We start from the raw sequence: 26,660 nt of genomic DNA, 5'->3' as shown, positions 1-26,660 counted from the left end.
GGTATTCCCCTTTATTTTGATTGGTGGTTCCTGATGCTTCCATCGCCCCTTCAGCGCATGACGAAGGGGTCGGGAATCGGATCGTCCGAGGTGCGCAGCCACACGGTCTTGGTGCGCGTGTAGTCGAGGGCCGCGGCAAGCCCGCCCTCGCGGCCATGGCCGGACAGTTTGAAGCCGCCGAAGGGCGCTATCGGCGAAACGGCGCGATAGGTGTTGACCCAGACGACGCCCGCCCGGATCGCGCGGATCATGCGATGCGCGCGCGTCAGGCTGGTGGTGAAGACGCCCGAGGCCAGCCCGTAATTCGTGTCGTTGGCGAGCCTGACCGCCTCGGCCTCGGTTTCGAACGACACCACCGAGAGGACAGGCCCGAAGAACTCTTCTGCAAGCGCGGGCGAGGCCGTGCCATCGCAATCGATGATCGTTGGCGGATAGAACCAGCCGGGCCCCTCCGGCGTCTGCCCGCCCGTGACGAGCCGGGCACCGGCTTGCGTGGTGCGGTCGACCAAGGCCTGGATATGGTCGCGCTGACGCCGGGTGCAGAGCGGGCCGACTTCCGTCGCCCGGTCGAGCGGCGCGCCGATCGCAACGCCTTCGGCCTTTGTCTTCAGGATTTCGAGCAGGCGATCCTTGGCGCTGCGCTCCACCAGCAGCCGCGAGCCCGCGACGCAGGATTGGCCCGTCGCGGCAAAGATGGCGGCGACCTGCGCGTTGGCCGCACTTTCGAGATCCGCATCGGCGAACACGATGAAGGGCGACTTGCCGCCGAGTTCGAGCGAGGTGGAAGCAAGATTCTCCGCCGAGTTGCGCACGATATGGCGCGCCGTTCCCGGGCCACCCGTAAACGCCACATGGGCAACCAGCGGATGGCGCGTGAGCGCCGTGCCACAGGACGGGCCGAAGCCCGTGACGATATTGACCACGCCAGCCGGGAAGCCGGCCTCATGCACGAGGCGTGCGAATCCGAGAAGCGGCGCGGGACCGTCTTCCGAGGCCTTCACCACCAGCGTACAGCCCGCCGCCAAAGCGGGACCGATCTTGACGGCCGCGAGAAAGAGCTGGCTGTTCCAGGGCACGATGGCCGCCACCACGCCCACCGGCTCGCGCCGTGTCCACACTTCCATGTCGGGCTTGTCGATAGGCAACACCGCACCTTCGATCTTGTCGGCGAGCCCTGCATAATAGCGATAGTAGTCGGCGACATAGGCGATCTGCGCTGAGGTCTCGCGAATGATCTTGCCGGTGTCGCGCGTTTCGAGCTCGGCCAGTGTCTGCACGTTCTCGGCAACGAGATCGGCCAGGCGACCGAGCAGCTTTCCCCGCGCGGATGCCGTCAGCCGCGCCCATTCGCCTTCAAGGAGCGCACGGTCCGCGGCACGCACGGCCCGATCGACATCGGCCTCACGCGCCTCGGGCATCTCGGCCCAGGCTTCGCCGGTCGCCGGATCAAGGCTTTCGAAGCGCGCTTCGCCATCCGAGAACGCGCCGTCGATATAGCTTTGGAAGCGCCGCATCGCGTCAGGCCCCGAATGCCGGCATGACTTCGGCGATGAAGCGCTCGAGCGACGCCTTCTTGCGCTCGAAGGTCATGCCGGTGTCGATCCAGAAGGAGTATTCATCGTAACCCATCGCCTCATAGGCCTTGATGCGGTCGATCACGGTGGCGGCATCGCCGACCACATTGTTGGCGCGCATCGCCTCGGCAGAGATCATCGCGTTGGCTTTGAGCTCCTCTTCCGACAGGCGCTCGATCAAGCCCTGGCTGACAGGCCGCTCATTCTTGAACCAGGCGAAGAAGTAATTGTAGTAGACCGACAATTCGCGTGCAGCCTCCGCCACATCGGCCTCGTCCGAGCCCACATAAGTGTGGCGCAGGAGCATGATCTTCGGTCGTGCCTGCTGCGTATTCGCTGCACAGGCCGCCTCGAAGCGCTCCATCAGGGTGCGCACTTCGCTGTCGTCCTGCCAAAGCGGCGTGACCTGCACGTTGCAGCCATTGGCGACCGCGAATTCATGGCTGTTGGGGTCGCGCGCGGCGACCCAGATCGGCGGCCCCGGCTGCTGGACGGGCTTGGGCGCGGATGTCGTGGACGGGAAGTTCCAGAACTCGCCCTGATGCGTGTAATCGCCCTGCCATAGCGCCTTCACCGCGGGAATGAGTTCGCGCATCCGCTGCCCGGCACCCCAGGCGTCGAGGCCGGGAAGCAAGCGCTCATATTCATAGGAGTAGGCGCCGCGCGCGATGCCGATGTCGAGACGGCCACCGGTAATCAAGTCGGTCATCGCCGCTTCGCCGGCAAGCTTAATCGGATGCCAGAAGGGCGCGATCACGGTGCCGGTGCCCAGACGCACATTGCGCGTGCGGTTGGCGAGATCGGCGATCGTCACGAACGGGTTCGGCGCAATCGTGAAGTCCATGCCATGATGCTCGCCCGTCCAGATCGCATGCATGCCGCCACGGTCCGCGATCTCGCAGAGCTTGAGGAACTCCTCGTAGAGATCCTCCTGGCGCTGATCGGCGTCGAGGCGTTCCATGTGGACGAAGAGCGAGAACTTCATGGCGGTCAAGCCTTTCTAGCGATCGGATGCACGTGGCCCTCCGTCTCGTTGCCAAAATAGACACCGAAATTGCCGAGACTGCGCTCTGCCACGAAGCGCTTGAGGATGTCGGCGGTCTGCGGTGTCGCAAGCTGCTCCATCGGCAATGCATCGAGGGCGAAGAAGCGGCCTTCGAGCGGCGCGCCACCTTCGGCGCTCGCGCGGTAAACAATGTTCTGCTGCTTGCTGGCGCGATCTTCGAAGACCGAGAACAGGTAGCCGCCCGTCATCTCGATGCCCCACTGCCTCTGAAGGTCGGTCTCCATCGCCTCCAAAGGGTCGCGGTCGCCGAGGATCGTGCTCGGCAGCGCAAAGCCCCCTCCCTCGACCGGCAGCAGCAGGATTTCATCGTCGCGTTCGAGCACGACCGAAATGCGCGCCTCCGCGTCATTTGCAGCGCGGATCGCCTTGGCTTCGAGTGACGGGGTGAAGTAGCCGCCGCGCACATAGCCCAGTCCGTTGCGGCCGAAATTCTCGAAGCCGGCGACGCGACCGATCAGAATGGCATGATCGCCCGCATCCACGATCTTGTCGGTGGTGCAGTCGAACCATGCGGCGGCACCCGGAAAGACCGGCGAGCCTGCCGGCCCATCCTGCCACAGGACGGCAGCGAAGCGGTCCTCCACCGGCTTGGCGAAGGTGTTGGACACGTCCTTCTGGTCTTCGGCCAGAATGTTGACCGCAAAACCTTGCGCGCCCGTCATGTTGGCATAATTGCGCGACGTCTTGGCGAGGCAGATCAAGAGCAGCGGCGGGTCGAGCGAGACGGACGCGAAGGAGTTCGCGGTGAAGCCGATCCGGCTTCCGTCGGCGAGCCTGCTTGTCACCACGGTCACGCCGGTCGCGAAGGCGCCGAAGGCATCGCGCAGGGCGCGGGGGTCGAATGCTGTCATGTCGCTCCTCCCAAAGCTTTCGGTCAGCGCCGCAGCCAATGCGCCAGCAGACGATTGACCTGCTCCGGCGCCGTCAGGTTGACCATGTGGCGGTGGCCTTCGATGATCGCGCATTCACCTTTGGGCGCGGCCTTTGCCATCGCCGCAGCCATGGCCGGGGTCGAATTCGGGTCGCCGTCGCCGGTCACAAACAAAGCCGGGCAATCGACGCGCCCCCAGGCATCGGCATAGGTCTCATCGCCTTGAGCAAAAGCCGCGTAAGCCGTCGCGTAGCCGAACGGATCAACATTCGACAGCCAGCTTCGCGTCAGCCGATAGGCGGTCTCGTTTTCCGCCCCTTCGCTGAACCAGCGCCGCAGCGGACCGTCGAAATCGACCTGACCGCCTTCTGCGATTTCCCTCGCCCGCGCGGAAACGGCAGCACGAGCCTCCGGAGAACGACGATAAACACCGTTGAGGAGAGCCACGCGGCTAACACGCGAACCGAAACTTGCAGCCGCGCCGCCCGCAATCAGCGCTCCCATGGAATGGCCCGCGACATTGACCGCATCGAGTTCAAGATCGTCGAGCACACCGCCCAGCCACCCGACGAACTCCGGGAGAAGCGAGCCTCGATCCAAGGCCACGCTTCCGCCGTGTCCCGGCATGTCGACAGCGATCACGCGGTGTGTTTCCGACAGTGAAGCCATCTGAGGCTCCCAGGCCTCCAGACGCATGCCCACGCCGTGAATCAGAACGAGCGGCTCGCCCTGCCCGACCTCGCGATAGGACGCGCCCCGGCGCGTCTTAGACCGCTGCAGGGTTGCCAACATCGCGGCCGAGATCCTTGAGGTCCTGATAGCGATCGCCGATGCGGTGATGCGGACGCCCGCCGACGGAAGCACCCAGCGCGACCAGGATTTCATCCGCCGCCGGTGCATCCGGGATCGAGGTCTGGATGGTCAGGTAGTGGGAGCGACGCCCCTCATCGTTCTTGTCCATCAACGGGATCATCACCGGCGCGTTGGCGGGCCCGCGCGTATTCGTGAAGGCGAGATAGGACTTCGCGCCGACCGCCTCGCGATAGTGATTGCCGAAGCGCAGCGTATGGATCAGCGCCGAGGCGTGCTCGACCTCGCCGTCCAGCCCCACCACAGCGGCCTTGCCATAGGCTTCCACCGCCTCGCCCGATCCGACCGCATCGAGGATCATGCGGGTAAGAAGCTCGCCAAGAACCGGAGCGCCGGCATGAATCGCCGGCTTCAGATCCTCCACGAAGCCTTGGCCCGCCCAAGGATTCCGAACCACCGCAATGGCGGAAAAAAGCTTCAGCGGCACCGGGGCAACCTTGCTCCCCTCGATCAGGGTTGTCTCGACCTGCAGAAGGGTTTTTCGGATTTCCATGAGCCGTTCCCGCCAGCTGACTTGATATCCCGTATCATGGTATGCCAAAACTGCTGATGTCAACTCCCATTCGCTCGGAATGAGCGAACTCGCCCCGGAGGCACCGATGAACCCTGTTTCGAGCAGCCCGCTTTTCAAACAGGCGGCTTTGGTCGCAGGCGAATGGCTCGCGCGCTCGGCATCGGGTGCGACATTCCAGGTTTGCGACCCCTTCGACGGGAAGACGATCGCCACGCTTCCCGATCTTGGACTGGAAGAAACCAGCCGGGCGATCGATGCCGCGGCAAGGGTTCAACCCGAATGGGCCAAGCGCACGGCCAAGGAGCGAGCGGGCGTGCTGAAGCGCTGGTTCGATCTCGTGATTGCGAATGCCGACGATCTGGCGACGATCCTCACTGCGGAGCAAGGCAAACCGCTCGGCGAAGCAAAGAGTGAGATCATTTCGAACGCCGCCTATCTCGAATGGTTCGCCGAGGAAGCCAAGCGCATCGAGGGCGAGATCATTCCTGGCGCTCATCCATCGCAGAGGATTCTGGTTCTCAAGCAGCCCATCGGCGTGTGTGCGGCGATCACGCCATGGAATTTTCCGAACGGCATGATCACGCGCAAGGTCGGTCCCGCCCTCGCCGCCGGCTGCACGGTGGTGCTCAAGCCGTCCGAACTCACACCGCTGTCGGCTCTGGCCCTTGCCGCACTCGCCGAAGAAGCAGGCGTACCGAAGTGCGCATTTTCCGTCATCACCACGACGGATGCCAAGAGCTTCGGCCTGGAAGTCACCAAGAACCCCACCGTTGCCAAGATCACGTTTACCGGCTCGACGCCCGTGGGGCGCTGGCTGATGCGCGAGGGCGCGGACACGATCAAGCGCTTCTCGCTCGAACTCGGCGGCAACGCGCCCTTTATCGTCTTCGACGACGCCGATCTGGATGCAGCCTCCGATGGCGCGCTCGTCTCGAAGTTCCGCAATGCCGGCCAGACCTGCGTCTGCGCGAACCGGATCTATGTGCAACAAGGCGTGGTCGAGGCCTTTACGGAAAAGCTGCTCAGCCGCGTTTCAACGCTCAAGCTCGGACGTGGCACGGAGGCCGGCGTGACGATGGGCCCGCTGATCGACGGGCGCGCAGTCGCCAAGATGGAAGCGCATCTGGCGGACGCGACCGCGAAAGGCGCGAAGATCCTGTCGGGTGGCAGGCGCTCATCGCTCGGGCCCACGCTGTTCGAACCGACCGTTCTTTCGGGCGTCACGCAGGACATGATCGTCACGCGGGAAGAAACCTTCGCGCCGCTTGCTCCGATCATCGCATTCCGTGATGAGGCGGATGTGATCGCCATGGCGAATGCGTCGGAGTTCGGCTTGGCGGCATACTTCTATGCGCGCGACATGAGGCGCATCTTCAACGTTGCCGAAGCCCTGCAATCAGGAATGGTGGGCGTCAACAACGGCGCACTCGCCAACGAGATGGCACCGTTCGGTGGCATCAAGCAATCAGGCCTCGGTCGCGAAGGCTCCCATCACGGCATCGAAGGTTATCTCGAACTCAAATATGTGGCGCTCGGCGGGCTGTGATCGCAAGATACCCATCAATAACCGAGCGCCACCGTCACAGTATCTAAGCCAATATCCAGCCGGCTTCGGTCACCTGTCGCAACGCCCCAGCCTGCACTGCCGCGCCCTTTGAGTACACTGCGATCCTGCCGAGCATTGCTTACGACTGGTTCTTCTGGACGGAGTGGCCGGAGGTCCTGCTTCCGCAAAGCGCTCTAGGCGCGCGATGTCTCAAGAGACTAATTCTTCAAGTGCCTCTGTGCGGTCGCGGCCATTGCGCTCGGTAAGGAGCGCTGCCACTGCTGTCTGACATAGGTCCGAAAGTCAAAGCAAGGAAGCCCGGGACAAACCTCAAACTCCAAGAGTGTCACCGCACCGTCTGGACCGACCCGGAAATCCAGAGAGAAGACGTCCTTGAGACCCAACCCACGCATGAGAACCGCAGCCACCTCTTTGATGCGATCGGCCGCCCGCGGGTTTTCAACGGATAGATCAACGAGTGACGGTTCGGAGTAGAGGCCCGCTTCCTTCGCTGCCTCACCGGTATCTCCATACAATGCCATGCTGTCAGCCATCGTCTGGAAGTCGCTTTGGCTGTCGACGCGCACAATGCCGAGCCGATCCAGATCCTCACTGCCATCAAGGTCGAGCCAGCTGGCTCGAACATTCACGCCGGGCACATAGCCTTGGATGACAACCGCATCACCGAACTCTGCAAAGACGCGCCGGGACAAGTTCAGGGCTTCGCTGAACGACGAGCAGTGCGATGTGTTGTAGATGCCGATCTTGGCTCCCAGCCTGTTCGGCTTGACGAAGTAGCTCTCAGCATCGAGGCGTTGCGGAGAAAGCAGCACGCCATCACGTGCCAGGACCGTGGTCGGGGTTTGGATGCCAAGAGCATGAAGGACCGCGCCACTTCTGAACTTGTCCTGACAAAGTGCAAACAGGGCATCTTCCGCGCCGATCCGTTTGAACCCCTCGAGGCGTGCAAGGCTTGGCGCCAAGCTCCCGGCAAAATAGGCGATCCCATCCGTCAGCGTCCAGACGAGACTGCGCGCGGGATCGAAACGCCGACGGTCCACGGCGAACTTATCAAGTGTTACCGGTTCGAACCGTATATCAACCTTGGAACACTCGGCTTCGATCTCGGAAAACTCAGCCGCAAGGTCGGTCGATTGCGCAAGATAGGAAGCGATCTCCTCGGCGCGGGCCGGAGCTATACCTTCGGCCAACAGGCGGGCCAGACAATCCTGCTCTCGCTCGTAAACGAGCACCAAGGCATTCTGCGTCAAATACTCCAGCCCTTCTCTCGCCTGTAGCGCTCGATGCGCATCCTGAAAGCTGGTCGCGACATTATCGCGCCGTGGCCAGGCAGCGCTAAGCGGAAATCGACATCGAGAAGGCGAGAATGTGAGAGGCCCAGCGCTTCGGCGTCGGCACCCGGGATATCGTCGTGGATACGCCCATCATGCACGGTATCGGCGCAGAACAGCCAGCCTTCGCGCTCAGCGTAGATGCAGATCGACCCGGGCGAATGGCCGGGCGTGTGGAGGATGTGAAGAGGGCCACCGCCGAAATCGAGAACATCGCCGTCCCGAACGACCTGCGTGAGTGGGCAGGGTTCGATCAGAAAGGTATGGGGATCGATCGGCGTTCCGTCCGCTGTGAAGTCCAGGTCGTCGATCCAAGGTCGAGCTTGTGTCGCATATGGACTGGGATCCGCGAAAATCTTTGCCTCTGCCTCATGGCCGTATCTTCGAGCGACAAGATGGAGGGCACCGATGTGGTCCGAATGACTGTGCGTGGCAATTGCTGCGATGACGGGACGCCCGTTGATTGCGAGATCGAGCGCGTCATGCGCCAAGCCCCACCCTGCATCGATGAGGACGATGCCATCGGGGCACTCAAGAGCGTAGAAGTGGCCTCGGCAATCCGGCTTCAACGCAGGTTCACTCAGCAGCCAAAGACCATTCTCGATGCAGTCTGAGGCTATCGCGCCCTGAATCGACCTGAAACTCAGCCAGTCCATTCGCCCCACCATATCATCTTGGAAGAATAGCTTTTCTCAGCAAGCAAGGAGACGACCATTGATATGAGGGGTACGCTCTGTTTCAGGCTCCGCGAGGAAACTGGATATGCGCGACCTGTTTTGGCTCGCGCACAGGCAGATGGCCCGCTCATTTGAAGGGAACGGTGGCCCCGCAAAGCGGCACCATCGGCGAAAACGCTGGAGCAAGCGCCACGACAAAGGCCGCAACCGCATCGAGATCATGGTCAACCGCCGCAAGGACTGGCATCGGATCATTACCTCGATCGGTTATCATCAACCCGATCCACCAGCGCGGGGCTGATCACCTGAACCCGGTTGTGCGACCAAGCTTCACAGCCGTGATGCCGACCGAACCAGTCTGGCGATCTCATCGGCAGTTGCAGCCCCTTCCATCGGTCCGCGTTTCCGCACGGCGAGCGCGCCGCTGGCATTGGCAAGGGCAAGGGCCTCGGCAGGTGCCATTCCGCGCAGCCAGCAGCAAACGAAAGTGGCCCCAAAGCAGTCGCCCGCACCAGTCGGGTCGATCTCCTCGACCCTGTAGGCCGGAACGGAGACATGACCATCCCGGCTGAACCAGCTCGCGCCTTCGAGCCCGCGCTTGATGACCACGGCCTTCGTTCCGCCATCGAGGATTTCGCGGATCGCCGCCTCTTCCGTTTGCGCCTTGGTGAAAAGAAAAAGCTCGTTGCCGCTCGGCATGAAGAGATCGGCCATCGCGAAGACGGTTTCGAGCGCTTCGCGCAGGCCGCTCAGGTGCAGGAGTTCGGATCGGATATTGGGGTCGAACGAGATCGTACCACCCCGCGCGCGGATGCGGCGCGCGGCGTCCAGCACGAGATCGATCACGGCTTGCGAGAAGAGTGCGGTTCCCATGACATGGAGATGATCGCACCCCGCGATTAAGCGCTCGGTTTCTTCTGTCGCGGCAATGGACGCATTGGCGCTGTGGCGGATATTGAACACGAAATCGCGCTGGCCATCGGGGCGATAGCGCACGAAGGCGCTGCCTGTGGGCCGCTCGGGGTCTTGCGAAACAGCTGAAACATCCACGCCATCGCCGCGCAGCCGGTCGAGGCAGAGCGTGCCGAAATCGTCCTTGCCGACCGCACTGATGATGGCGCAGGGCTGGCCGAAACGAGCGACCTGATCGATGAAGATGGCAGGCGCGCCCGACGCGAATGGGCCGACCAGTGTGATCGGCTCGCGGAAGCCGAACCCCTGCTCGGTCGCCATGATCTCAACCAGGATCTCGCCGACGGTCAAAAGCTTCTTCATGCTCCCCCTTCTCCATGGCGGCCGCAGGGAACGCAATGCAGCCCTGCTCCGTATCAGCGCACTCGCGCTACCCGATGTGTCCCTCTGTCACCAGCAGGTGAAGCCGGCATCGGCAACGACGGTCGTGCCGGTCATCAGGCTCGAAGCATCGGACGCGAGGAAGTGGACCACGGACGCAATCTCGTCGGGCTGGCCCATGCGGTGCATGGGCGTGTCGCGCAGCCAGACGTCGATCATGCCGTCATTGTCGTTGCGGTAGCTCGTCATCTCGGTTTCGATATAGGTCGGCGCCACCGCGTTCACGCGCACGCCGCGATCCGCCCATTCGGCCGCCAGCGAGGAAGTCAGCTGGTGTACGGCGGCCTTGGACGCGTTGTAGTAGGTCTGCTTCTGAGGCCGGTTCGAGATGATGCCCGACATCGAGCCGATATTGACGATTGCGCCGCCGCCGTTCGCCAGCATGTGGCGGCCGAAAGCGCGGTTGCACCAGAACACGCCGTTGTAGTTCACATCGTTCACATGAAGCCAATGCTCGTCTGTGACATCCTCGGCAGCGGTCCCCGAGCGCGCGATGCCGGCATTGGCGACGAGGATGTCCACGCGCCCATGCCTGCCGATCACGGTTTGGGCGAAGCGTTCGACATCGTCCGGCTTGGTAACGTCGACCTCGTGGTCGGTGGCCTTGTATCCCTTGGCTTCGAGCTTTTGCCGGCCAGCGCGGCCCACCGCCGGATCGATGTCGCCGATCACGATCTCCGCGCCGAATTCGGCCAAGGCTTCGCAGATGGCGAGCCCGATCCCGCGCCCGCCGCCGGTGACCACGGCCACGCGGTTGTCGAGCCTGAACTTATTTGCGTACATTGAGCCGGTTCTCCCGATACGTTTCAGCGGTCGATGAAAGGATGCCGGCCGGGTGCGTCGAAGCGCTCGCGACGCAGGGCGATCAGTTTGTCGATCTGGTTCTGGTCGAACTCGCGCGCGCCGCCGTAATTGGCGGCGAGGTAGACGACCTTGGCATAGTAATCGAGCGCTTCCATCTTGAACCACGCAGATTGCAGGTCGTGGCCGCAAGACAGCGCGCCGTGGTTTTCGAGCAGGATCGCATCGTGGCGCGCGAAATAAGGGCGGATCGCATCGGCCAAGGCTTCGGAGGACGGCAGCGCATAGGGGCTCAGCGGCACTTCGCCCAGGAACATCGTCGATTCCGGCATAATCTGCTGGACCAGAGGCTTGCCGCATATGGCGTGCACCGTGGCGTAAAGCGGGTGCGCATGAACCACCGCGCGCACGTCCTCGCGGCTCTGGTAGACGCACAGATGCATGCGCGTCTCGGTCGAGGGCCTCGTGCTGTTGCCGGGCAGCGGCTCGCCTCTACGGTCGATGCGGCAGATCATGTCGGGCGTCATGAACCCCTTGGACACGCCGGTGGGAGTGCAAAGCAGCGTGTCGTCATCGAGCAGGACGGAAATGTTGCCGTCATTGGCGGCACCCATGCCCTTGTCCCAGGCCCGGCGCCCGATATCGCAGATCGCCTGACGCAGTTCGGCTGTATCCTTCATGAGAAGCCCTTCTCGTACGGCATGGAAGGTTCGGCGGTCGGCCGGAATGTGCTCGGCGGGTAGGAGCGGATGTCGCAGCCCGCAGAACCGCGAGCCTGCGCGGCTCGCATCGATGCAAAGGCGCCAAGCGCGGTGAATTGCGCCATGGCATTGCCCATCGCGCTCGCCTCGACAGGACCCGCCAGCACTTCGCGGCCGCTCGCGTTCGCAATCGTCCGGCAAAGCACCGGATCATCCGCACCGCCGCCGCCCAGCCTGATGCGGCGGATGGGTCGCCCGGTGAGCTCTTCGAGACGGTCGAGCGATATGGTCACCTCGGCGGCAAGCCCGACATAGACGGCACGGGCCAACTCTCCCAGATCGTCATGGTTCAGCTTGGGGCAATGCGCTCGAAGAGCCTCGATCATGTCGACGGCATCGACGAAAAGAGGGTCTGACGGATTGATGGCGGGGGCCGCAGGGTTCGCCCTATCGGCTGCTTCGGCGATATCAGGAAAGCTCGGCTCGGTGCCCGTGCGGCGTGCCCATGCGTCACGCAGGCCGCGAAGAAGATGCATGCCCTGCAGTGATCGCACCAGCAGGCCTCGCCCCTCGACACCGCCCTCGAGACCGAAGCCCTGCTGCTGTGCGTCCAGCGGCATCGAGCCGTCGGCGATTTCGGCGCCGACGAGGATCCACGACCCGCAAACAAGAAACGCTTCGTCCTCGGCAGGTGCCAGGCAAAGGGCGGCACTCGCGGTGTCGTGGGCTGCGACCGCGACGACGCGCGCGGCGGACAATTCTGTTCGAGACTGAAGCGCCGGGCTGAGTTGTCCCAGCACCGTGCCGGGAGCGACAAGAGGGCCGAAAGCCTGTTCCGGCAGTCCCGTAAAAGCAAGCATCGCCCTGTCCCAGCCACCGGTCTTGGCGGACAAGAGGCCCGATGTGCGGGCCAGTGTCCATTCGCAAGCCGCAACACCTGATAAGTGTAATGCCACGAGATCGGCGATCATCAGAAAGCGTGCAGCCTTGCGGGCAAGCTCTGGATGGGTTTTCGCCCAGTCGCACAGGTGGAACAGCGAAACGATCGGCAGAAGCTGGATCCCGGTGCTCTCTGCGATGCGTTCGAGTTCGGACGCCGTCAGCGCTGCCAAGCCATGCTGTCCACGCGGATGCCGATGCGTGCGCGGCTGATCGAGGAGCATGCCGCGCTCATCCAGCAGAACAAAATCCACGCCCCAGCCATCGGCCCCGATCGAATCCACGCCACCTGCCGCCGCCGCAGCTTCGAGCCCCGCATCGATGCCGCGCAGCAGTGCCGAGACGTCCAGAGCCGGGCCGTCGGCGAGCCGCGTCTGGTAGCCTGTGAAACGGTGAAGCTCCGTCAGGCGGATCGTTCCGCCCTCCAGTTGCGCAAGCATGGCCCGTGCCGAGCCGCCGCCAAGGTCGAAAACCAAGCAGCGTGGCGAAGCCTGCGTGGAGGCTATCTCAGCCGAGTGTGACATCGGCGGATGTGGTTTCGGCAACAGCGGCAAGCCAGATCGCGACGGCACGGGCGCCCCCGTCCTCGATGCCGAGCGCGCGTTCACCGAGATAGCTGGCGCGGCCGAGCCGAGGGCGCATGGAGGCTGTCGCGGCGGCGCCGTCCTCCGCAGCCCGCGCCGCGTTTTCCCACGCAACAGTCAGGCTTGATCCGCTTTCAACAGTAGCACTGAAAGCATCTGCTGCGGGCTGGAGCGCGTCGAGCATGGTGCGGTCGCCGACACGTGCGCCGCCGAGCGTGGCGATTGCACCCACCGCCTCGCTGAACGCCGTTGCGACATCGCGTGGCGAGGGGTCGCTTGCGCCTTCGAGCGCACGCGCGGCACGCAGGAGGGCAGTGGCATAGAAAGGCCCCGAACTGCCACCGATCGCCCGACGCAAGGCCTGTCCCATTGCCGAAAGGGCAGCAGAAGGCGTGGTCCAGCTGGAAGCAGGAAGAGCAAGCACGGCTTGCGAACCGCGTGCGAGACTGCTGCCGAGATCGCCATCACCTGCCTTGGCGTCGAGATCGGCAAGCAGGGCTTCCGCTTCGATCAGCGCGTGGGCGGCGGCGATTGCCGCCTGTCGCACAGCCTCGCCGCTTGCCGTACCAACTGCCGGGGTCGGTTCGGCTAAAGCCTCCCCAGAATGCCGGGGTGTTTCGAGGTTGATCCCGCCATACGGTGCGGTTGCACCGCCGCGCGGCCAAGCGGGGGCTTCGGTCGGAGCATCGAGAAGCGGCAACAATTCGGGATCGAGCGCGAGCACCGAAAGGGAACAGCCCGGCATGTCGAGTGCAGACAGAAAGGTCCCGGTCCAAACGCGCTCGACACCGATGCCACGCCGGCGAAGCGCGCCGAGCGCCTCACCGGCCATGATCGCGAGCTCCATCGGCGGGGTGGCACCAAGCCCGTTGACCAGAAGTGCGACCCGGCTTGCCGGTGCGAGGGCAAGGTCGTCGGCGATCGTGCCGATCATGAGTTCCGCAAGTTCCGCTGCCGTGCGCAGGGAAGCGCGCGACACGCCTGCCTCGCCGTGAATGCCAAGCCCCAATTCGATCTCGTTTTCACCGAGCGCGAAGCCGGGATGGCCGACCGCAGGAAGCGTACAGGCGCCCAGTGCGACGCCCATGGAGCCTATGCGCGAGGCCGCGAGGCTGGCCAAGCGCGCCACTTCACTGAGCGAGGCTCCTTTTTCCGCCGCGGCACCTGCGATCTTGTGGACGAGAACCGTGCCCGCGATGCCGCGCCGTCGTGCGGGCTCCACCGTGTCGCGCAAGGCCACGTCGTCGGCGACCACCACGATCTCGGTCGGAATGCCTTCATTGCGCGCAAGCTCGGCGGCGAGGCCGAAATTGAGCCGGTCACCCGTGTAGTTCTTGACGATTAGAAGCGCGCCGGCCGGTCCGGCACAGGCACGCAGCGCGCTGAGAACGGCATCCGTGCTGGGCGAGGTAAAGACGTCGCCCGCGACCGCCGCCGTCAGCATGCCTGCGCCGACATAGCCCGCATGCGCCGGTTCATGCCCGCTGCCGCCGCCTGAAACGAGCGCGACCGATCGCCGTTCCGGTTCGGGCAGCGGGTGGCGCAGAACGACATTGTCTGCGGCGATCAGGGCAAGGTCTGGCGATTGTGCCACGAGCCCTGCCAGCATGTCGGGCACGACGCTATGCGGCGCGTTGATCAGCTTCTTCACAGGCTCGGCTCCTCCCTCGCCATTTCCCTATGCGCGGCGGAGTCAGGCAATCATGTAGCCGCCATCCACCGGCATGGAGAGGCCGTTGACCATGGCCGCCTCGTCGGACAGGAGAAACAGGATCACTTCGGCGATGTCGTCCGGCTCGGCGAAGCGGCCGACGGGAATGCGTGCCATCATGCCCGCCGCCTTGTCGGGATCGCTCCAGGCTTTCACCGCCATGGGCGTCAACGTGACGGTGGGATGCACACCGTTCACCCGGATACCCTTGGGCGCCAGTTCCTTCGCCATCACACGAGTCAGCCCGTCGAGGCCGGCCTTGGACGCGCAATAGGCGGCGTGGTCGGGGATGCCGACAAATGCCGCGACGCTCGACACGTTGACGATGGCCCCGCCGAGCCCCTGCTCCACCCGCTCGCGCGCATATTCCTGCGCCACGATCATCGGAGCACGGGTGTTGACGGCATAAAGAAGGTCGAAGTTCTCGACCGAAACGTCGAGAAAGGATTCCAGCTCGGTGGTGCCCGCACAGTTGACGAGAAGATCGGCGGGCAGTGCCTTTCGCGCCGCCTCGCGAGTGGCGTCAGCGTCAGCCAGATCGACCGCAATCGTCTCGCAAGCGATCTCGCCGGCCAGCGTTTCGAGATCAGTGGCCGACCGCGTGACGGCGATAACCGTGGCGCCGCGCCGTGCCAGCATGAGTGCGGTCGCGCGGCCGATTCCCTTGCCGGCACCCGTCACGATCACGCGCTTGCCCGAGAAATCCATGATCGCCCCTCAGAGCCGCGTCGTCGTTTCACGGTCGAAGATATGCGCGCGGCGCGGATCGATGCGGAACAGCACCTCCTCGCCGGGCCGAACTTCGATGCGGTCCTTGACCACCGCATCGAGCGCGTCCTCGCCGACCCGCGCGAAGATCTGCGTTTCCGAGCCTGTCGGTTCCAGCACCGCGACACGCGCCGGCACGCCGCCCTCGCCGATATCGATATGCTCCGGCCTGATCCCGTAGATCACCGGTTGCCCGTTCTGAGCCCTCCCGCCACTGACGGGCAGCACGGCACCGGTGTCGGACATGAAGACCTGCCGGTCGTTTCGCGTGTCGATCCGTCCTTTGACGAAATTCATAGAGGGCGAGCCGATAAAGCCTGCGACGAAGACGTTGCCGGGATTGTCGTAGAGATCGAGCGGGCGTCCGATCTGCTCGACGCGGCCATCCTTCATCACCACGATCTTGTCGGCCATGGTCATGGCCTCGATCTGGTCGTGGGTCACGTAAACGATGGTCGTGCCCAGCCGCTGATGCAGCTGCTTGATCTCGACGCGCATGGCGACACGCAGCTTGGCGTCGAGGTTGGACAAGGGCTCGTCGAACAGAAACACCTTCGGCTCGCGCACGATCGCGCGGCCCATGGCGACACGTTGGCGCTGGCCGCCCGACAACTGTTTGGGGTAGCGGTCGAGAAGCTTGCCGAGGTCGAGAATGTCGGCCGCCTGGCGCACCTTGGCCTCGATCTCGGCCTTGGGTCGGTTCTTGATCTTGAGCGCGAAGCCCATGTTCTCGGCCACCGTCTTGTGCGGATAAAGCGCGTAGGACTGGAACACCATGGCGATGTCCCGCTCTTTGGGCGGCACATCGTTGACCACGCGCCCGCCGATGCTGATCGTGCCGTCCGAGATGGCTTCGAGCCCCGCGATCATGCGAAGAAGTGTGCTCTTGCCGCAGCCCGATGGGCCGACCAGCACCACGAACTCGCCATCGGCGATATCCACGCTGACGCCGTGGATCACCTGCGCGGTGCCATAGCGCTTCACTACGTTCCGGACCGTCACTTCCGCCATGGCCTGTCTCCTCCCCCTCTTTGCCTATTCTTATTGCGGCATCAGAATCTGCATCTTCACCTCGCCCTTGGGCGCGGAGGCCGCCACCTCGAAGGCGTGCACGCTGTCCTCGAAGGCGAACTCGCGGGTGATCAGCGGCTTCACGTCGATGGCGCCCGACGACAGCATGGCGACGCAGCGCGGGAAGACATGGGCGTAGCGGAAGACGTGCTCGACGCGCGCCTCGCGCACCATGGCTTTGCCGACATTGTACTGGATGTCGTGAACCTGCGAGCCGATGAAGACCACGCGCCCGCCGGGGCAGAGCGGGTCGAATACGCCTTCGGCACCCTTGGAGTGGCCCGAGCATTCGAACACGATCTCGACGCCCCAACCGTCTGTCGCCTTCATGATGGCTGCCGAAAGGTCTTCCTTCGCGACATTGACCGGCGTGATGGGCCCGAGCTTGGCTGCCAGTTCGAGCTTGGCGTCGTCCACATCGCTGACGAAGACCCGTGCGCAGCCCGCTGCGAGTGCCGACAGAGCCGTGACGAGGCCGATGGGTCCGGCACCGATCACCAGCGCCAGATCGCCGGGCTTCACCTGCGCCTTGGTCGCCGCATGAACGCCGACCGCGAGCGGTTCGACCATGGCGGCTTCGGCAAAGGAGACGTTGTCGGGCAGCTTGAAGGTGAAGGCTTCCGGGTGCACGACCGTGGGGCGCAGCACGCCATGGATCGGCGGCGTGGCCCAGAAGCGCACGGCGGGATCGACATTGTATAGGCCTATGCGTGTCGCGCGGCTGTTGGGGTCGGGAATGCCCGGCTCCATGCAGACGCGGTCGCCGACTTTCAGCGTCGAAACCTCGGCGCCCGTCTCGACCACCGTTCCGGAAGCCTCGTGGCCGAGGATCATCGGCGCCTTCACCTGGAACACGCCCGTGCCGCCATGCGTGTAGTAGTGCACGTCCGAGCCGCAGATGCCGACCGTGTGCAGCTTGATGCGCACGTCGCGCGGGCCGACCGCCTCATCGTTTTCGATGGGGAAGTCGCGCAGGGCGAGCTTCATCCTTTCTTCGAGCACCAGTGCCTTCACGTTTCCTGCTCCATTCCGAAAGATCTCAATTCAGCCCTTCCACACGATCAGCGCGCCGAGCAGCACGGCGACCACGTGGCAGACCGTCAGCGGGATCGATTGTTCGAGAAAGCGCATCCAGAAGAGTTCGAGTGCCACGAACAGGTAGATGCCGATGAAGAGCCGGTCGAACCAGTTGGTGACGATGGGCAGGAAGCCGCGCCGCTGTGGCTTGGCAGCCTTCAGCGCCGCCTCCTCGTCCACCGCATCGAGATCGACGGGCACGTCGAGATTGGGTGACTGCTCCATCCGCCCTACTCCTTCACCGCGCCGAAGGTGAGGCCTGCCACGATGTGGCGCTGCACCACCGCGAAGACGATGAGTGCCGGGATCAGCGTGATGATGGCGACGGAGGCCATCATGCCCCATTCGGTGCCGGTCGTGGTGACATATTCGGACAGGCCGGTGGTGATCGTGCGCGCATTGAAGCTCGTCAGCGTCGCGGCCAGAAGGAATTCGTTCCAGGCGAAGACCCAGGTCAGGATCAGCGTCACCGCGAGCCCCGGCCTTGCGAGCGGGAACACCACTTCGCGGATCACCTGCCATGTGGACGCGCCATCCACGGTCGCGGCTTCGTCCAGTTCCTTCGGGATGCCGTCGATGGTGGGCCTAAGCGTCCAGATGGCGAAAGGCAGGTTGAAGGTGCAGTAGAGCAGGATCATGCCGATCCGCGAGTCGTAGAGCCGGAACTCACCGATCACGAAAACCTGCGTGAAAAGCAGGAAGAAGGGCAGAAGGAAAACCGCCGCCGGCGCCATGCGGTTGGTGATGGTCCAGAAGAAGATGTTCTCCTTGCCCGCGAGATCATAGCGCGAGAGCGCGTAGCAGGCCATGAAGGCGAGCACGGTCACGAGCAGCGCGTTGCCCGATGAGATGATCACCGAATTGATCATGTAGCGACGGAGCGTGTCGTCGGTCAGCACCTTGGCATAGTTGCCCCAGAAGGCCTGATCGAGGATCAGGCTCGGCGTTGAAAAGAGATCGACCGCCGGCTTCACCGAGATCACGAACAACCAGTAGATGGGAAACAGCGTGGCGAGGCTTAGAAGCAGCCACAGCACGACGGTGAGAACAGGCCGGTCCTTACGCATCAGGCCACCTTCCGCGCGTCGCGCCGGGGTGCGACGAGCGCCACATAGAGAAGCCAGCACATCACGAGGGTCAGATAAAGTACGATCAGCGAGATGGCCGAGCCGTAGCCGTAATCGGTCTTGGGGAAGACGACCTTCCAGATATGAAGACCGATATAGCGGGTCGCCGCACCCGGACCGCCGCCGGTCAGCATCCAGACCTCGTCCACCGTGCGAAGCGCATCCATCAGCCGAATGAAGACGGTGGCGAGGATGGCAGGCCGGATCATCGGCAGCGTGATGTGCCAGAAGATCTGCGAGCGGCTCGCGCCGTCGATCTCGGCCTGCTCGAAAGGCTCCTTGGGCAAGGAAACGAGGGCCGCGAGCAGCGTCAGCGTGACCAGCGGTGTCCAGTGCCAGATGTCCATGATGACGGTCAGGATGAAGGCGGCGTTCGGATCGCGGCCGATATTGAGATCGAAGCCGAACCATGTGCGCAGGTAATACGGGATGACGCCGATCGAAGGCGTGGTCATCAGCCGCCACACCGAGCCGACCACGATGGGGGCGACGATTAGCGGCAGCGTGTGGATGGTGCGGAAGAAGCCCTTGCCGGGGAACTCGCGCATGAAGAGCTGCGCCAGGAAATAGCCGATCACGACCTCGCTCAGCACGGCGAAGAGCGCGAATTTCAGCGTATACCAGATCGCCGTCAGGAACTCGGCGTCGAACACCAGGCGGCGGAAATTGTTGGCGCCGTTGTAGATCATGGAGGGGTTCGCGCCGAACGGGTTCCATTGGTGGAAGCCGACATAAAGCACGTAGATGAAGGGCACGATCCCGAACAGGGCCAGCACCACGATCGTCGGGGCAAGCAGGAGCCAGCCGACCTTGTTTGAACGCATCAGTCCACTCTCCCCGAGGGCATGTGTCGCGATGTGGCGAAGGTTCGGGCCGCCGAGGGAGTCAGGCGGCGGCCCGGCATGGCTCGGCGTTTACTTGCGGTAGCCGAGATTGGTCAGTTCAGCCTCTGCCGCCGCCGCCATCTGGTCGACACCCTCGTCGGGGCCGACTTCGCCGGTCAGGATGCGGTAGAAGATCGGGGCCACTGCTTCGCGAACCTGCGCGTGGAACGGATATTTCGGCGCGCCTGCGAAGAGCTTCCCGTCATTCTTCAGCATGGTGTAGTAGCCGCCGAGCTTGCCATCCATCTCCTTGACCTGCGGGTCGTCATAGGTCGCGGTGTTGGTGATGCGAGGCGCCGCCACCGCCCAGCCGGGCTGAACCGAGTTCTGGCCGATATATTCAAGGAAAAGGAGGGCGGCCTCCTGATTCTTCGACGTGACGGGAATGCCGAAGGCGCCGCCGTCATAATAGCCGATATAGCCTTTGCCGGACTCAGCATCGGCCATCACGCCCTCGGACAGCGGCGGCAGCGCCACGCCGACCTTGCCGACCACCTTGGATTTCGACGCGTCGGATGCGATCCAGGCGGCGTTCTCGCCATAGACCAGGCCTTGCGCGGCACGGCCGGCGGCGAAGGTGGTGGCCACTTCGGTCCAGGTGCTCGACGCCGATTCCGGCGGGGCGATGTCGCGCAGGTGAAGCAGGTACTTCATCGCGGCCTTGGCTTTGTCGCTGTTCATCGTGCCGCCATTGGCGACGCTGGCCGCGTAGTTCTTGCTGGCGTCGATGCCCCAGTTGTAGACGCCGAAGGTCGGCAGGATGGACTCGACATATTCGTACCACGAGGCGGGGTGTCCGGTATGGGCCTGCGAGGTCGTGCCCCAGAGTTCCTCTCCCTTGTCCTTGCCGTACTGGGTGAAGAACTCCGCAATCTGCGTGTAGTCCTCATGCGTCTTGGCGGGCGCGAGATCCTTGCCCGTCTTCTGCTTGAAAGCCTCCTTGATCGCACTGTCGCCGAAAAGATCGGTTCGGTAGAGATAGATCTTGATGAAGGCTTCCATCGGCACGCCGTAAAGCCCGCCATCGTCGCCCTTGAAGTAGTCGGCGAAGGTGGTGAAGTTCTTTTCGTCGTATTCGGGGGCCTTCAGAGCCGGATTGTCGGCCAGCATCTTGGAGGTGTTGACCAGGAAATTGCGGGCCAGATAGGCGTAGATGATGTCCTGCTCGATATAGACCATGTCATAGATGCCGGTCTTGGCTTCCATGTCCTTGATGGCCTTGTCGTACATCTGGTCCCAGGAGGTGGTCTCCATCTCGACCTTGATGCCGGTCTTTTCCTCGAATTCCTTGGCGAGCACGTCCTTGACATAGTTGGACGGCGGCGTGCTCTCGGTCACGCCATGCAGCGTGACGCCCTTGTATTTCGCGCCCGCGTCCGACCAGAAGTCGGCCCTCGCCGCGCCGAGCCCGGCCATCAGGCCGAGACCGAGCGCGAGCAGGCTGGTTCCCACTCTGTGCTTCATGTCCAGTCTCCTCCATGAGGCGGAGCGCCGGTCGGGCTTCGCGCCTCGTTCCTCCTTGTGCCCGCGCCCGGCCTTCAAAGCGTCGCGCGGATTCTCCCACTGAAGACCTTTGCTGCGGGCTCTCCTCAAAGCGGTCGCGGCGCGTCTTCCCTTCAAGGCGTAACGCAAAGTTTTCAACCGCGCAATGTTTGTTGCATTTCACATCAAATTTCCTTTCTGGCGAGCAACGACTTCGACCTTTGGGAAGCAGTCGGTGCTTGTTCATATGGCGTGGAGGCCCTCGAGACCGTCGCTTCGGGACAACTCGGACGGCACTTGACATCATTCACCGCAGACGTATTCGTTGTTGAACACAACAAAAAACGCTTGGGAGGGCGAGTGCTATGGGTCGGCTGGGTATCCACTCATTCGTGTGGACGGGTGGCGCCACGCAGGAGGATCTCGAAACCGCGCTCGAAAAGACCGCCGAATGCGGTTATCGCCTGATCGAATTCGCCTATCTCCGCCCCGAAAAGTTCGACCTCGACCGGCTGGCGAAGAAGGCCCAGGGGCTCGACGTGGCCATCGCGGTGACCATGGGCCTGCCGCTCCATGCCGATGTTTCCAGCGAAGACCCGAGCGCCGTGAAGGCCGGCGAAGAAATGCTCGCCAACGCGGTCAAGGCGGTGCGCGATATCGGCGGCACCAAGCTCGGCGGCATTCTTTATTCGGCCCACACGAAATACGCGTCGGTTCCCACCGACCGGGGCCGCAAAAACAGCATCGCGGCTATCGCCAAAACGGCAGAGCATGCGGAAAGTGCCGGGATCGACATCGTGCTCGAAGTCGTCAACCGCTTCGAGACCAACCTGTTGAACACCACGGCGCAGGCCCTCAGCTTCGCGGAAGCGACCGGCTCGGATCGCGTGCTACTGCATCTCGACACGTTCCATATGAACATCGAGGAAGCGAACCCGGCCGCCGCCATCCGCCTCGCGGGCGACAGGATCGGCTATTTCCATATCGGTGAAAGCAATCGCGGCTATCTGGGCGATGGCGTGATCGACTTCGATCGCATCTTCGATGCCCTGCTCGACGTGGGTTACCAGCGCGACATCACCTTCGAATCCTTTTCGAGCGCCGTGGTAGACGAAGGGCTGACGCTCGCCTGCGCCATCTGGCGCGACACCTGGACCGAGAACATGCCGCTCGCCCGCCACGCCAAGCGCTTCATCGAACTCAAGCAGGAGGAAGCCCGTCGGCGACGCGAAACCAATGCGCGCCCTTGAGGCACAGGCGCCTCGCGGAAACGCGTTCGCCGGAATGCGAAGCGGCGTGATAGAGGCGGCGCAACTTCATCTTTCAAGCAACAGGACCACGTGCCCGACCCGGTTTCCCTCGCAAGCTCCCCCCGGCGCATCCGGCAGGCCAATGAGGTGGCAGCACTCAGCGCGCTGCATCGCTTCGGTCCCATGAGCCGCGCCGAGCTCGCACGCCGGCTCAAGCTCAACCGGTCATCTTCGGGTCACATCATCGCCGGGTTGACCACAAGCGGCCTCGTGCGCGAAGTGAATGCAAGCATCCCACCACGCGGCAGCGTTCTCCAATCGGGCCAGCCGCGCGCGGGCCGTCCCGGCATCATGCTCGAACTCGCGCCCGAAGCCGGCACCTTTCTGGGCATCGAGGTGGGCGTCGAACATCTGAGCTTCGTCGAGCTCGATCTGGCCGGAAACGTCGTTGCGAGTACGATCGAAGCCTATGACTGCTCGGTCGTACCGCGCGAAGAAGCTTTCGCGCGCGCCGTGACGCTTGCGATCGAGGCCCTGCCATCCGAGAAATGGGCCCGCTGCGAAGGAGTGGGAGTTTCACTGCCCGCGCAAATGGGACGCAGCGGCTTCGTGCGACTGGCGCCCTTGCTCGGCTGGCGCGACTTCTATCCGGCCGACATCATCCGTCCCCTGCTGCCGGCCGCCGTGCCGATCTGGGTGGAAAACGACGCCAATGCGTTCGCGATCGGCGCCACTTATGCGCGCGAAACGGCGCGGCGCGGCGTGACGCTGTTTCTGGTGATGGAAACGGGTGTCGGTGGCGGCATCACGGTGGATGGCGCGCTGTTTCGCGGCGGCAACGGGCTCGCGGGCGAGATCGGCCACCTGCGCATGGCGGGAGACGGGCGCGACCTCGAGCAGTTAATCGGTCTGGAAGCGCTTTTATCGGGCTATCGCCATGTCACCGGCAAGATAACGGCCTTGAGTCAGTTTCTGGCCGATGTGCAGGACCGGGTACCTGAAGCCGTGACGGTGGCGGAAGGTTGGAGCAAGGCGCTTGCCTTCGGCATCACACAGGCCTGCCGCCTGATCGACCCGGAACAGATCGTGCTCGGCGGCTCGGTGGCAGCTCTTTATCCGCTCGTCTCCGCCCGGGTGGCCGCCCATCTCGCTGCGTGCCAGGATTCGAGCTTTCCTCTGCCCACGATCGTGCTCAACGAGGGCGCCAGCCTTGGCTCCGCCTTCGGTGCCGCCTGCATGATGCACCAGCGCTATCTTTCGCTCGACAACCGTCGCTTCGCCGATGAGGGAGCCCAGGAGGAAAAATCCGCTTCGGGCCACCGCTCAAGCAGAGCATCCAGAACCAACGGCGCTTCGGCCGGGGCGGGAGGATAGTGGTCGAAATCCGCTTTGCCGACTGAGGAGACGGCTGAGCGGACTGGAACTTCGAGAAGAGCGCGGCCGGACGGCTGCGAAGCGAAAAGGGAGGAACCATGTCGCTCAGCCAATTCAGACTGGACGGAAAAGTCGCACTCATCACTGGCGGCAATCGCGGGATCGGGCTCGCGGTGGCCCAAATATTCGGCGAAGCGGGTGCGAAATCAGTGCTCACCGCACGCCGCAGCAATCCGGAAGGCGACGCGCTTCTGCGTGATGCCGGCTACGAGTTCGATTTCGTTTCGGCTGACGCCACCGATCCGGAAACGCCCGAGCGCATCGTCCAGCACACGCTCGACCGGTTCGGGCGTATCGACATCCTCGTCAACAATGCGGGCGTGGCCGTGCATGGCGACACACCCGACTTCGATGACGAGAGGCTGGAAAAGATCATTTCCACTAATGTGGTGCAGGTCTTCCGCTTCTCACGCGCGGCGCTACCCGCAATGCGAAACCAAGGTGAAGGCGTGATCCTGAATGTCGGCTCGATGTCGGGCATGGCGACCAACATCCCGCAGAACCAGGTCGCCTATAACGGCTCCAAGGCGGCGGTCCACATGATGACCAAGAGCCTGGCATCCGAATTCGCCGCCGAGAACATCCGGGTGAACGCGGTTGCACCCGGCTATATCGACACGGACATGTCACGCGGCGGCTTTTCCAATCCGGACTGGGATCCGGTCTGGCGCAGGCAGACGCCGATGGGCCGTTATGGCACGGCCGAGGAAGTGGCGAACTGCGTGCTGTTCCTGTGCTCGCCTGCCGCCAGCTATGTGACCGGATCCGTGCTTCTGATCGACGGCGGCTATCTCACACGCTGAAACCCGAGTTCTTGAGGAGGGAAACCATGGGACATGAACTGGACGGCAAGGTGGTGGCAATCACGGGCGCCGCTTCGGGCATCGGCCTTGCATGCGCGAAGCGGGAGGCCGAGGCCGGCGCGCGCGTGGTGCTGGTCGATTTCAACGACGAGAAGCTCGATGCGGCGGTCCACGAAATCGGCGACAATGCCATTCCGCTGAAAATCAACCTGACCGACCCTGCGAGCGTCGCGACCATGATGCCGCAGATCCTGGAAAAGGCCGGACAGCTCGACGTCTTTCACGCCAATGCCGGCTCCTATATCGGCGGCGACCTTGTGGACGGCGACCCGGACGCTTTCGACCGGATGCTCAACCTCAACGTCAATGCCGTGTTTCGCGGCGTCCATGCCGTGCTTCCACACATGATCGAGCGCAAGACGGGTGATGTGATCATCACCAGTTCGGTCGCCGGCTTCATTCCAGTCGTTTGGGAGCCGGTCTACACAGCCTCCAAGCATGCGGTGCAGGCTTTCGTGCATACCGTGCGGCGGCAGGTGGCGAAGCAGGGCATTCGCGTCGGCGCCGTGGCGCCCGGCCCGGTGGTGACGCCCCTACTCGACGATTGGCCCAAGGAGAACCTGAAAAAAGCGCTCGAGGCCGGCAACCTGATCGAGCCGAAAGAAGTGGCGGAAGCCGTGCTCTTCATGCTGACGCGGCCGCGCAATGTCACGATCCGCGACCTCGTCATCCTGCCCCAGAGCTTCGATCTCTGAGACGAGAGCTGGTCAGGCCGCATCGCAGCGGGGAGGCCGTGATGCCAGCTCCAACGTTCCGTCGAGCCATGCCTTCACGGCGTGGAGATCGACAATGCTCTCCGTGCTGACCGTCAGAAGCGGACCCGCCCTGAACGGCTCGGCGCGTCTGGCGAGCGCTTCGAGCTCACCGGCATAGTCCGGGCCGGGATGGCCGGGCAGCCGGGAGGCGGCCCGGGCGCGATAGCGCGCGCCGACCGTTTCCGGCGCAGCTTCGCACCAGATCTCGTGGATCGCGGTCACCCCTGAAGCGGCCAACAGCGGGAGAACAAACTCGCGCGGCTGAAAGCCGAACCAGGCATCCATGATCACACTCGAACCCGCTGGCGCGTCGCGGAGCAGCGCGAACATTGCTACCATGCTCGCACGGCCGAGCTTGCGATTGAACGGGCGATCGACACCCTCAATCTCTTCGAGAAACGGGTTCTTGACCGCATCGAGCGAGAAGACCGGCCAGCCCGTCAGCGCGGACAGGCCCTGCGCCACCGAACTTTTGCCGCTGGCCGGGACGCCGTTGACCATGACGAGGCGCTTGGGTGCATTGTGCGGCAAGGCGGCCAGCGCCGCGCCCACCACGCCGGCATCGTCGCCGAGCTGCGCTGCCAGAACCCGCGTCGGATACCAGGACGGGATCTCAGCCAATCTCGCCAAGGCGCTGACCGCCGCCTCGCCCAGGCCACCGCCGAGCACCACGAGTTCTGGATCGAGAACCGCTTGAAGGCTGTCGATGGCCGCGCGCAAGGGCGCAGCCCAAGCCTGAAGAACGTGAGCCGCAATTGCGTCGCCATTTCGCTCGGCTTCGAAAAGGTCTGCAACCGTTGTGTGCGGCGACAAGCCTGCTTCCAAGATGTGACGACCGAGTGCGGTGCCCGAGCTTTCGGTTTCGACACAACCGCTTCGACCACAGGCGCAGCGGCGCCCATCGGGCACGACCACGAGATGGCCGAGCTGGCCGGCCGTGCCCCGGCTTCGCAGCATTCGGCCGCCCTCGAGAATGGCTCCGCCGATGCCGGTGCCGACTGTCAGCATCACCACATCGCGCGCCCTCTTCACGGCGCCACAGGCCTGCTCGGCGACCAGCGCCATCGCACAGTCATTGTCGATGAGGACGGGACGCCCGAAACGCCGTTCGATGGCCTGCGCAAGCGGGACTGCGGAGAGATCCACATAGCCGCCGGACAGAACGATGCGCCGTTCGAAATCGACGCGGCCCGGCACGCCGATGCCGATGCCTTCCACCGAGGGGTCATCGACTTGGCCGATCAGTGACTCGATGCGCTCGAGTACCGTTTGCGGGTCGGGTGAACTCGCCGTTTTGGCGAGTGCCAGAATCGCACCGTCCTCCGCCACGCGCGCGGCCCGCAGGCGGGTGCCGCCGATATCGACGCCGATCGCGGTGCGTGGCATAGGC

Annotated in this window: 26 protein-coding genes; 6 read left to right on the top strand and 20 right to left on the bottom strand. The window is 63.7% G+C overall.

Annotated elements, in window-relative coordinates; all coding sequences use genetic code 11:
* Positions 1 to 50: 50 nt before the first annotated feature.
* The 5 genes from NGM99_RS05415 to NGM99_RS05395 are packed head-to-tail and all read right to left on the bottom strand — an operon-like array spanning position 51 to position 4,874.
* Positions 51 to 1,514: an aldehyde dehydrogenase gene (locus NGM99_RS05415; protein ID WP_252816772.1), complete on the bottom strand. Its 1,464-nt coding sequence runs from the start codon at positions 1,512 to 1,514 to the stop codon at positions 51 to 53.
* 4 nt (positions 1,515 to 1,518) lie between these two features.
* Positions 1,519 to 2,559, bottom strand: coding sequence for an LLM class flavin-dependent oxidoreductase (locus NGM99_RS05410; protein WP_252816770.1), 1,041 nt, complete (start codon positions 2,557 to 2,559; stop codon positions 1,519 to 1,521).
* 5 nt (positions 2,560 to 2,564) lie between these two features.
* Positions 2,565 to 3,491 carry a flavin reductase family protein gene (locus tag NGM99_RS05405; RefSeq protein ID WP_252816768.1) on the bottom strand — a complete coding sequence of 309 codons (927 nt, stop codon included), beginning with the start codon at positions 3,489 to 3,491 and terminating at the stop codon, positions 2,565 to 2,567.
* Positions 3,492 to 3,514: 23 nt separating this feature from the next.
* A complete protein-coding gene (locus NGM99_RS05400) occupies positions 3,515 to 4,303 on the bottom strand; it encodes an alpha/beta fold hydrolase (RefSeq protein ID WP_252816766.1) in 789 nt (262 codons plus the stop codon).
* Positions 4,278 to 4,874, bottom strand: coding sequence for an amino acid synthesis family protein (locus tag NGM99_RS05395; protein WP_252816764.1), 597 nt, complete (start codon positions 4,872 to 4,874; stop codon positions 4,278 to 4,280). Before NGM99_RS05395 ends, NGM99_RS05400 begins: the two co-directional genes overlap by 26 nt.
* A gap of 106 nt (positions 4,875 to 4,980) precedes the next feature.
* On the opposite strand from NGM99_RS05395, the gene NGM99_RS05390 reads away from it, so the two are divergent.
* Positions 4,981 to 6,441 (top strand): NAD-dependent succinate-semialdehyde dehydrogenase, encoded by a 1,461-nt coding sequence (locus NGM99_RS05390; protein ID WP_252816762.1) that lies wholly within the window; start codon positions 4,981 to 4,983, stop codon positions 6,439 to 6,441.
* Positions 6,442 to 6,659: 218 nt separating this feature from the next.
* Here NGM99_RS05390 and NGM99_RS05385 read toward each other — a convergent pair whose 3' ends face one another.
* Together NGM99_RS05385 and NGM99_RS05380 are read right to left on the bottom strand one after the other, a co-directional pair.
* Complete coding sequence (locus tag NGM99_RS05385; protein WP_252816760.1) at positions 6,660 to 7,712, bottom strand: D-alanine--D-alanine ligase family protein; 1,053 nt, start codon at positions 7,710 to 7,712, stop codon at positions 6,660 to 6,662.
* Positions 7,709 to 8,449: an MBL fold metallo-hydrolase gene (locus NGM99_RS05380; RefSeq protein WP_252816758.1), complete on the bottom strand. Its 741-nt coding sequence runs from the start codon at positions 8,447 to 8,449 to the stop codon at positions 7,709 to 7,711. The genes NGM99_RS05385 and NGM99_RS05380 overlap by 4 nt, the downstream gene beginning before the upstream one ends.
* Before the next feature lie 106 nt (positions 8,450 to 8,555).
* Here NGM99_RS05380 and NGM99_RS05375 point away from each other — a divergent pair, with 106 nt between their 5' ends.
* Positions 8,556 to 8,771, top strand: a complete 216-nt coding sequence (locus NGM99_RS05375) for a hypothetical protein (RefSeq protein WP_252816756.1) — start codon at positions 8,556 to 8,558, stop codon at positions 8,769 to 8,771.
* Positions 8,772 to 8,800: 29 nt separating this feature from the next.
* Here the strand turns inward: NGM99_RS05375 and NGM99_RS05370 are convergent, their stop codons facing one another.
* The 12 genes from NGM99_RS05370 to NGM99_RS05315 all read right to left on the bottom strand — a co-directional run bounded on the left by NGM99_RS05370 (position 8,801) and on the right by NGM99_RS05315 (position 20,950).
* Positions 8,801 to 9,745: a tagatose kinase gene (locus tag NGM99_RS05370; RefSeq protein ID WP_252816754.1), complete on the bottom strand. Its 945-nt coding sequence runs from the start codon at positions 9,743 to 9,745 to the stop codon at positions 8,801 to 8,803.
* A gap of 87 nt (positions 9,746 to 9,832) precedes the next feature.
* Complete coding sequence (locus NGM99_RS05365) at positions 9,833 to 10,606, bottom strand: SDR family NAD(P)-dependent oxidoreductase (protein WP_252816752.1); 774 nt, start codon at positions 10,604 to 10,606, stop codon at positions 9,833 to 9,835.
* 23 nt (positions 10,607 to 10,629) lie between these two features.
* On the bottom strand, positions 10,630 to 11,304 hold the full coding sequence (locus NGM99_RS05360) for a class II aldolase/adducin family protein (RefSeq protein ID WP_252816750.1): 675 nt from the start codon (positions 11,302 to 11,304) through the stop codon (positions 10,630 to 10,632).
* The gene (locus NGM99_RS05355; protein ID WP_289852341.1) at positions 11,301 to 12,788 is read right to left on the bottom strand and encodes a rhamnulokinase; all 1,488 of its coding nucleotides are present in this window, start codon (positions 12,786 to 12,788) and stop codon (positions 11,301 to 11,303) included. The genes NGM99_RS05360 and NGM99_RS05355 overlap by 4 nt, the downstream gene beginning before the upstream one ends.
* Complete coding sequence (locus NGM99_RS05350; RefSeq protein WP_252816747.1) at positions 12,772 to 14,499, bottom strand: dihydroxyacetone kinase family protein; 1,728 nt, start codon at positions 14,497 to 14,499, stop codon at positions 12,772 to 12,774. Before NGM99_RS05350 ends, NGM99_RS05355 begins: the two co-directional genes overlap by 17 nt.
* A gap of 42 nt (positions 14,500 to 14,541) precedes the next feature.
* Positions 14,542 to 15,267, bottom strand: coding sequence for an SDR family oxidoreductase (locus NGM99_RS05345; RefSeq protein WP_252816745.1), 726 nt, complete (start codon positions 15,265 to 15,267; stop codon positions 14,542 to 14,544).
* A 9-nt stretch (positions 15,268 to 15,276) separates the two neighbouring features.
* Complete coding sequence (locus tag NGM99_RS05340; protein ID WP_252816743.1) at positions 15,277 to 16,338, bottom strand: ABC transporter ATP-binding protein; 1,062 nt, start codon at positions 16,336 to 16,338, stop codon at positions 15,277 to 15,279.
* A 30-nt stretch (positions 16,339 to 16,368) separates the two neighbouring features.
* Positions 16,369 to 17,412, bottom strand: a complete 1,044-nt coding sequence (locus NGM99_RS05335; RefSeq protein ID WP_252816741.1) for an NAD(P)-dependent alcohol dehydrogenase — start codon at positions 17,410 to 17,412, stop codon at positions 16,369 to 16,371.
* A gap of 30 nt (positions 17,413 to 17,442) precedes the next feature.
* Positions 17,443 to 17,700: a DUF2160 family membrane protein gene (locus NGM99_RS05330; protein ID WP_252816739.1), complete on the bottom strand. Its 258-nt coding sequence runs from the start codon at positions 17,698 to 17,700 to the stop codon at positions 17,443 to 17,445.
* Between the two features lie 5 nt (positions 17,701 to 17,705).
* The gene (locus tag NGM99_RS05325; protein WP_252816737.1) at positions 17,706 to 18,542 is read right to left on the bottom strand and encodes a carbohydrate ABC transporter permease; all 837 of its coding nucleotides are present in this window, start codon (positions 18,540 to 18,542) and stop codon (positions 17,706 to 17,708) included.
* On the bottom strand, positions 18,542 to 19,426 hold the full coding sequence (locus NGM99_RS05320; protein ID WP_252816735.1) for a carbohydrate ABC transporter permease: 885 nt from the start codon (positions 19,424 to 19,426) through the stop codon (positions 18,542 to 18,544). The genes NGM99_RS05325 and NGM99_RS05320 overlap by 1 nt, the downstream gene beginning before the upstream one ends.
* 90 nt (positions 19,427 to 19,516) lie before the next feature.
* Complete coding sequence (locus NGM99_RS05315; RefSeq protein WP_252816733.1) at positions 19,517 to 20,950, bottom strand: extracellular solute-binding protein; 1,434 nt, start codon at positions 20,948 to 20,950, stop codon at positions 19,517 to 19,519.
* Between the two features lie 383 nt (positions 20,951 to 21,333).
* Between NGM99_RS05315 and NGM99_RS05310 the strand changes: the two genes are divergently transcribed.
* The 4 genes from NGM99_RS05310 (at position 21,334) to NGM99_RS05295 (ending at position 25,210) form a co-directional block, all read left to right on the top strand.
* Complete coding sequence (locus NGM99_RS05310) at positions 21,334 to 22,218, top strand: sugar phosphate isomerase/epimerase family protein (RefSeq protein WP_252816732.1); 885 nt, start codon at positions 21,334 to 21,336, stop codon at positions 22,216 to 22,218.
* 90 nt (positions 22,219 to 22,308) lie between these two features.
* A complete protein-coding gene (locus NGM99_RS05305) occupies positions 22,309 to 23,592 on the top strand; it encodes an ROK family transcriptional regulator (RefSeq protein WP_252816730.1) in 1,284 nt (427 codons plus the stop codon).
* 98 nt (positions 23,593 to 23,690) lie between these two features.
* Entirely contained in the window at positions 23,691 to 24,455 is a 765-nt protein-coding gene (locus NGM99_RS05300; RefSeq protein ID WP_252816728.1) for an SDR family NAD(P)-dependent oxidoreductase, read from the top strand.
* A 26-nt stretch (positions 24,456 to 24,481) separates the two neighbouring features.
* A complete protein-coding gene (locus NGM99_RS05295; protein WP_252816727.1) occupies positions 24,482 to 25,210 on the top strand; it encodes an SDR family oxidoreductase in 729 nt (242 codons plus the stop codon).
* A 12-nt stretch (positions 25,211 to 25,222) separates the two neighbouring features.
* Here NGM99_RS05295 and NGM99_RS05290 read toward each other — a convergent pair whose 3' ends face one another.
* On the bottom strand, positions 25,223 to 26,656 hold the full coding sequence (locus NGM99_RS05290) for an ROK family protein (protein ID WP_252816725.1): 1,434 nt from the start codon (positions 26,654 to 26,656) through the stop codon (positions 25,223 to 25,225).
* Positions 26,657 to 26,660: the final 4 nt, after the last annotated feature.

Origin of the sequence: Mesorhizobium liriopis (genome assembly GCF_024053505.1) — a bacterium.
Lineage (GTDB): Bacteria > Pseudomonadota > Alphaproteobacteria > Rhizobiales > Rhizobiaceae > Mesorhizobium_B > Mesorhizobium_B liriopis.
Note: the sequence above shows the minus strand (reverse complement) of the source record. Positions and strands in the feature narration are given on the sequence as shown.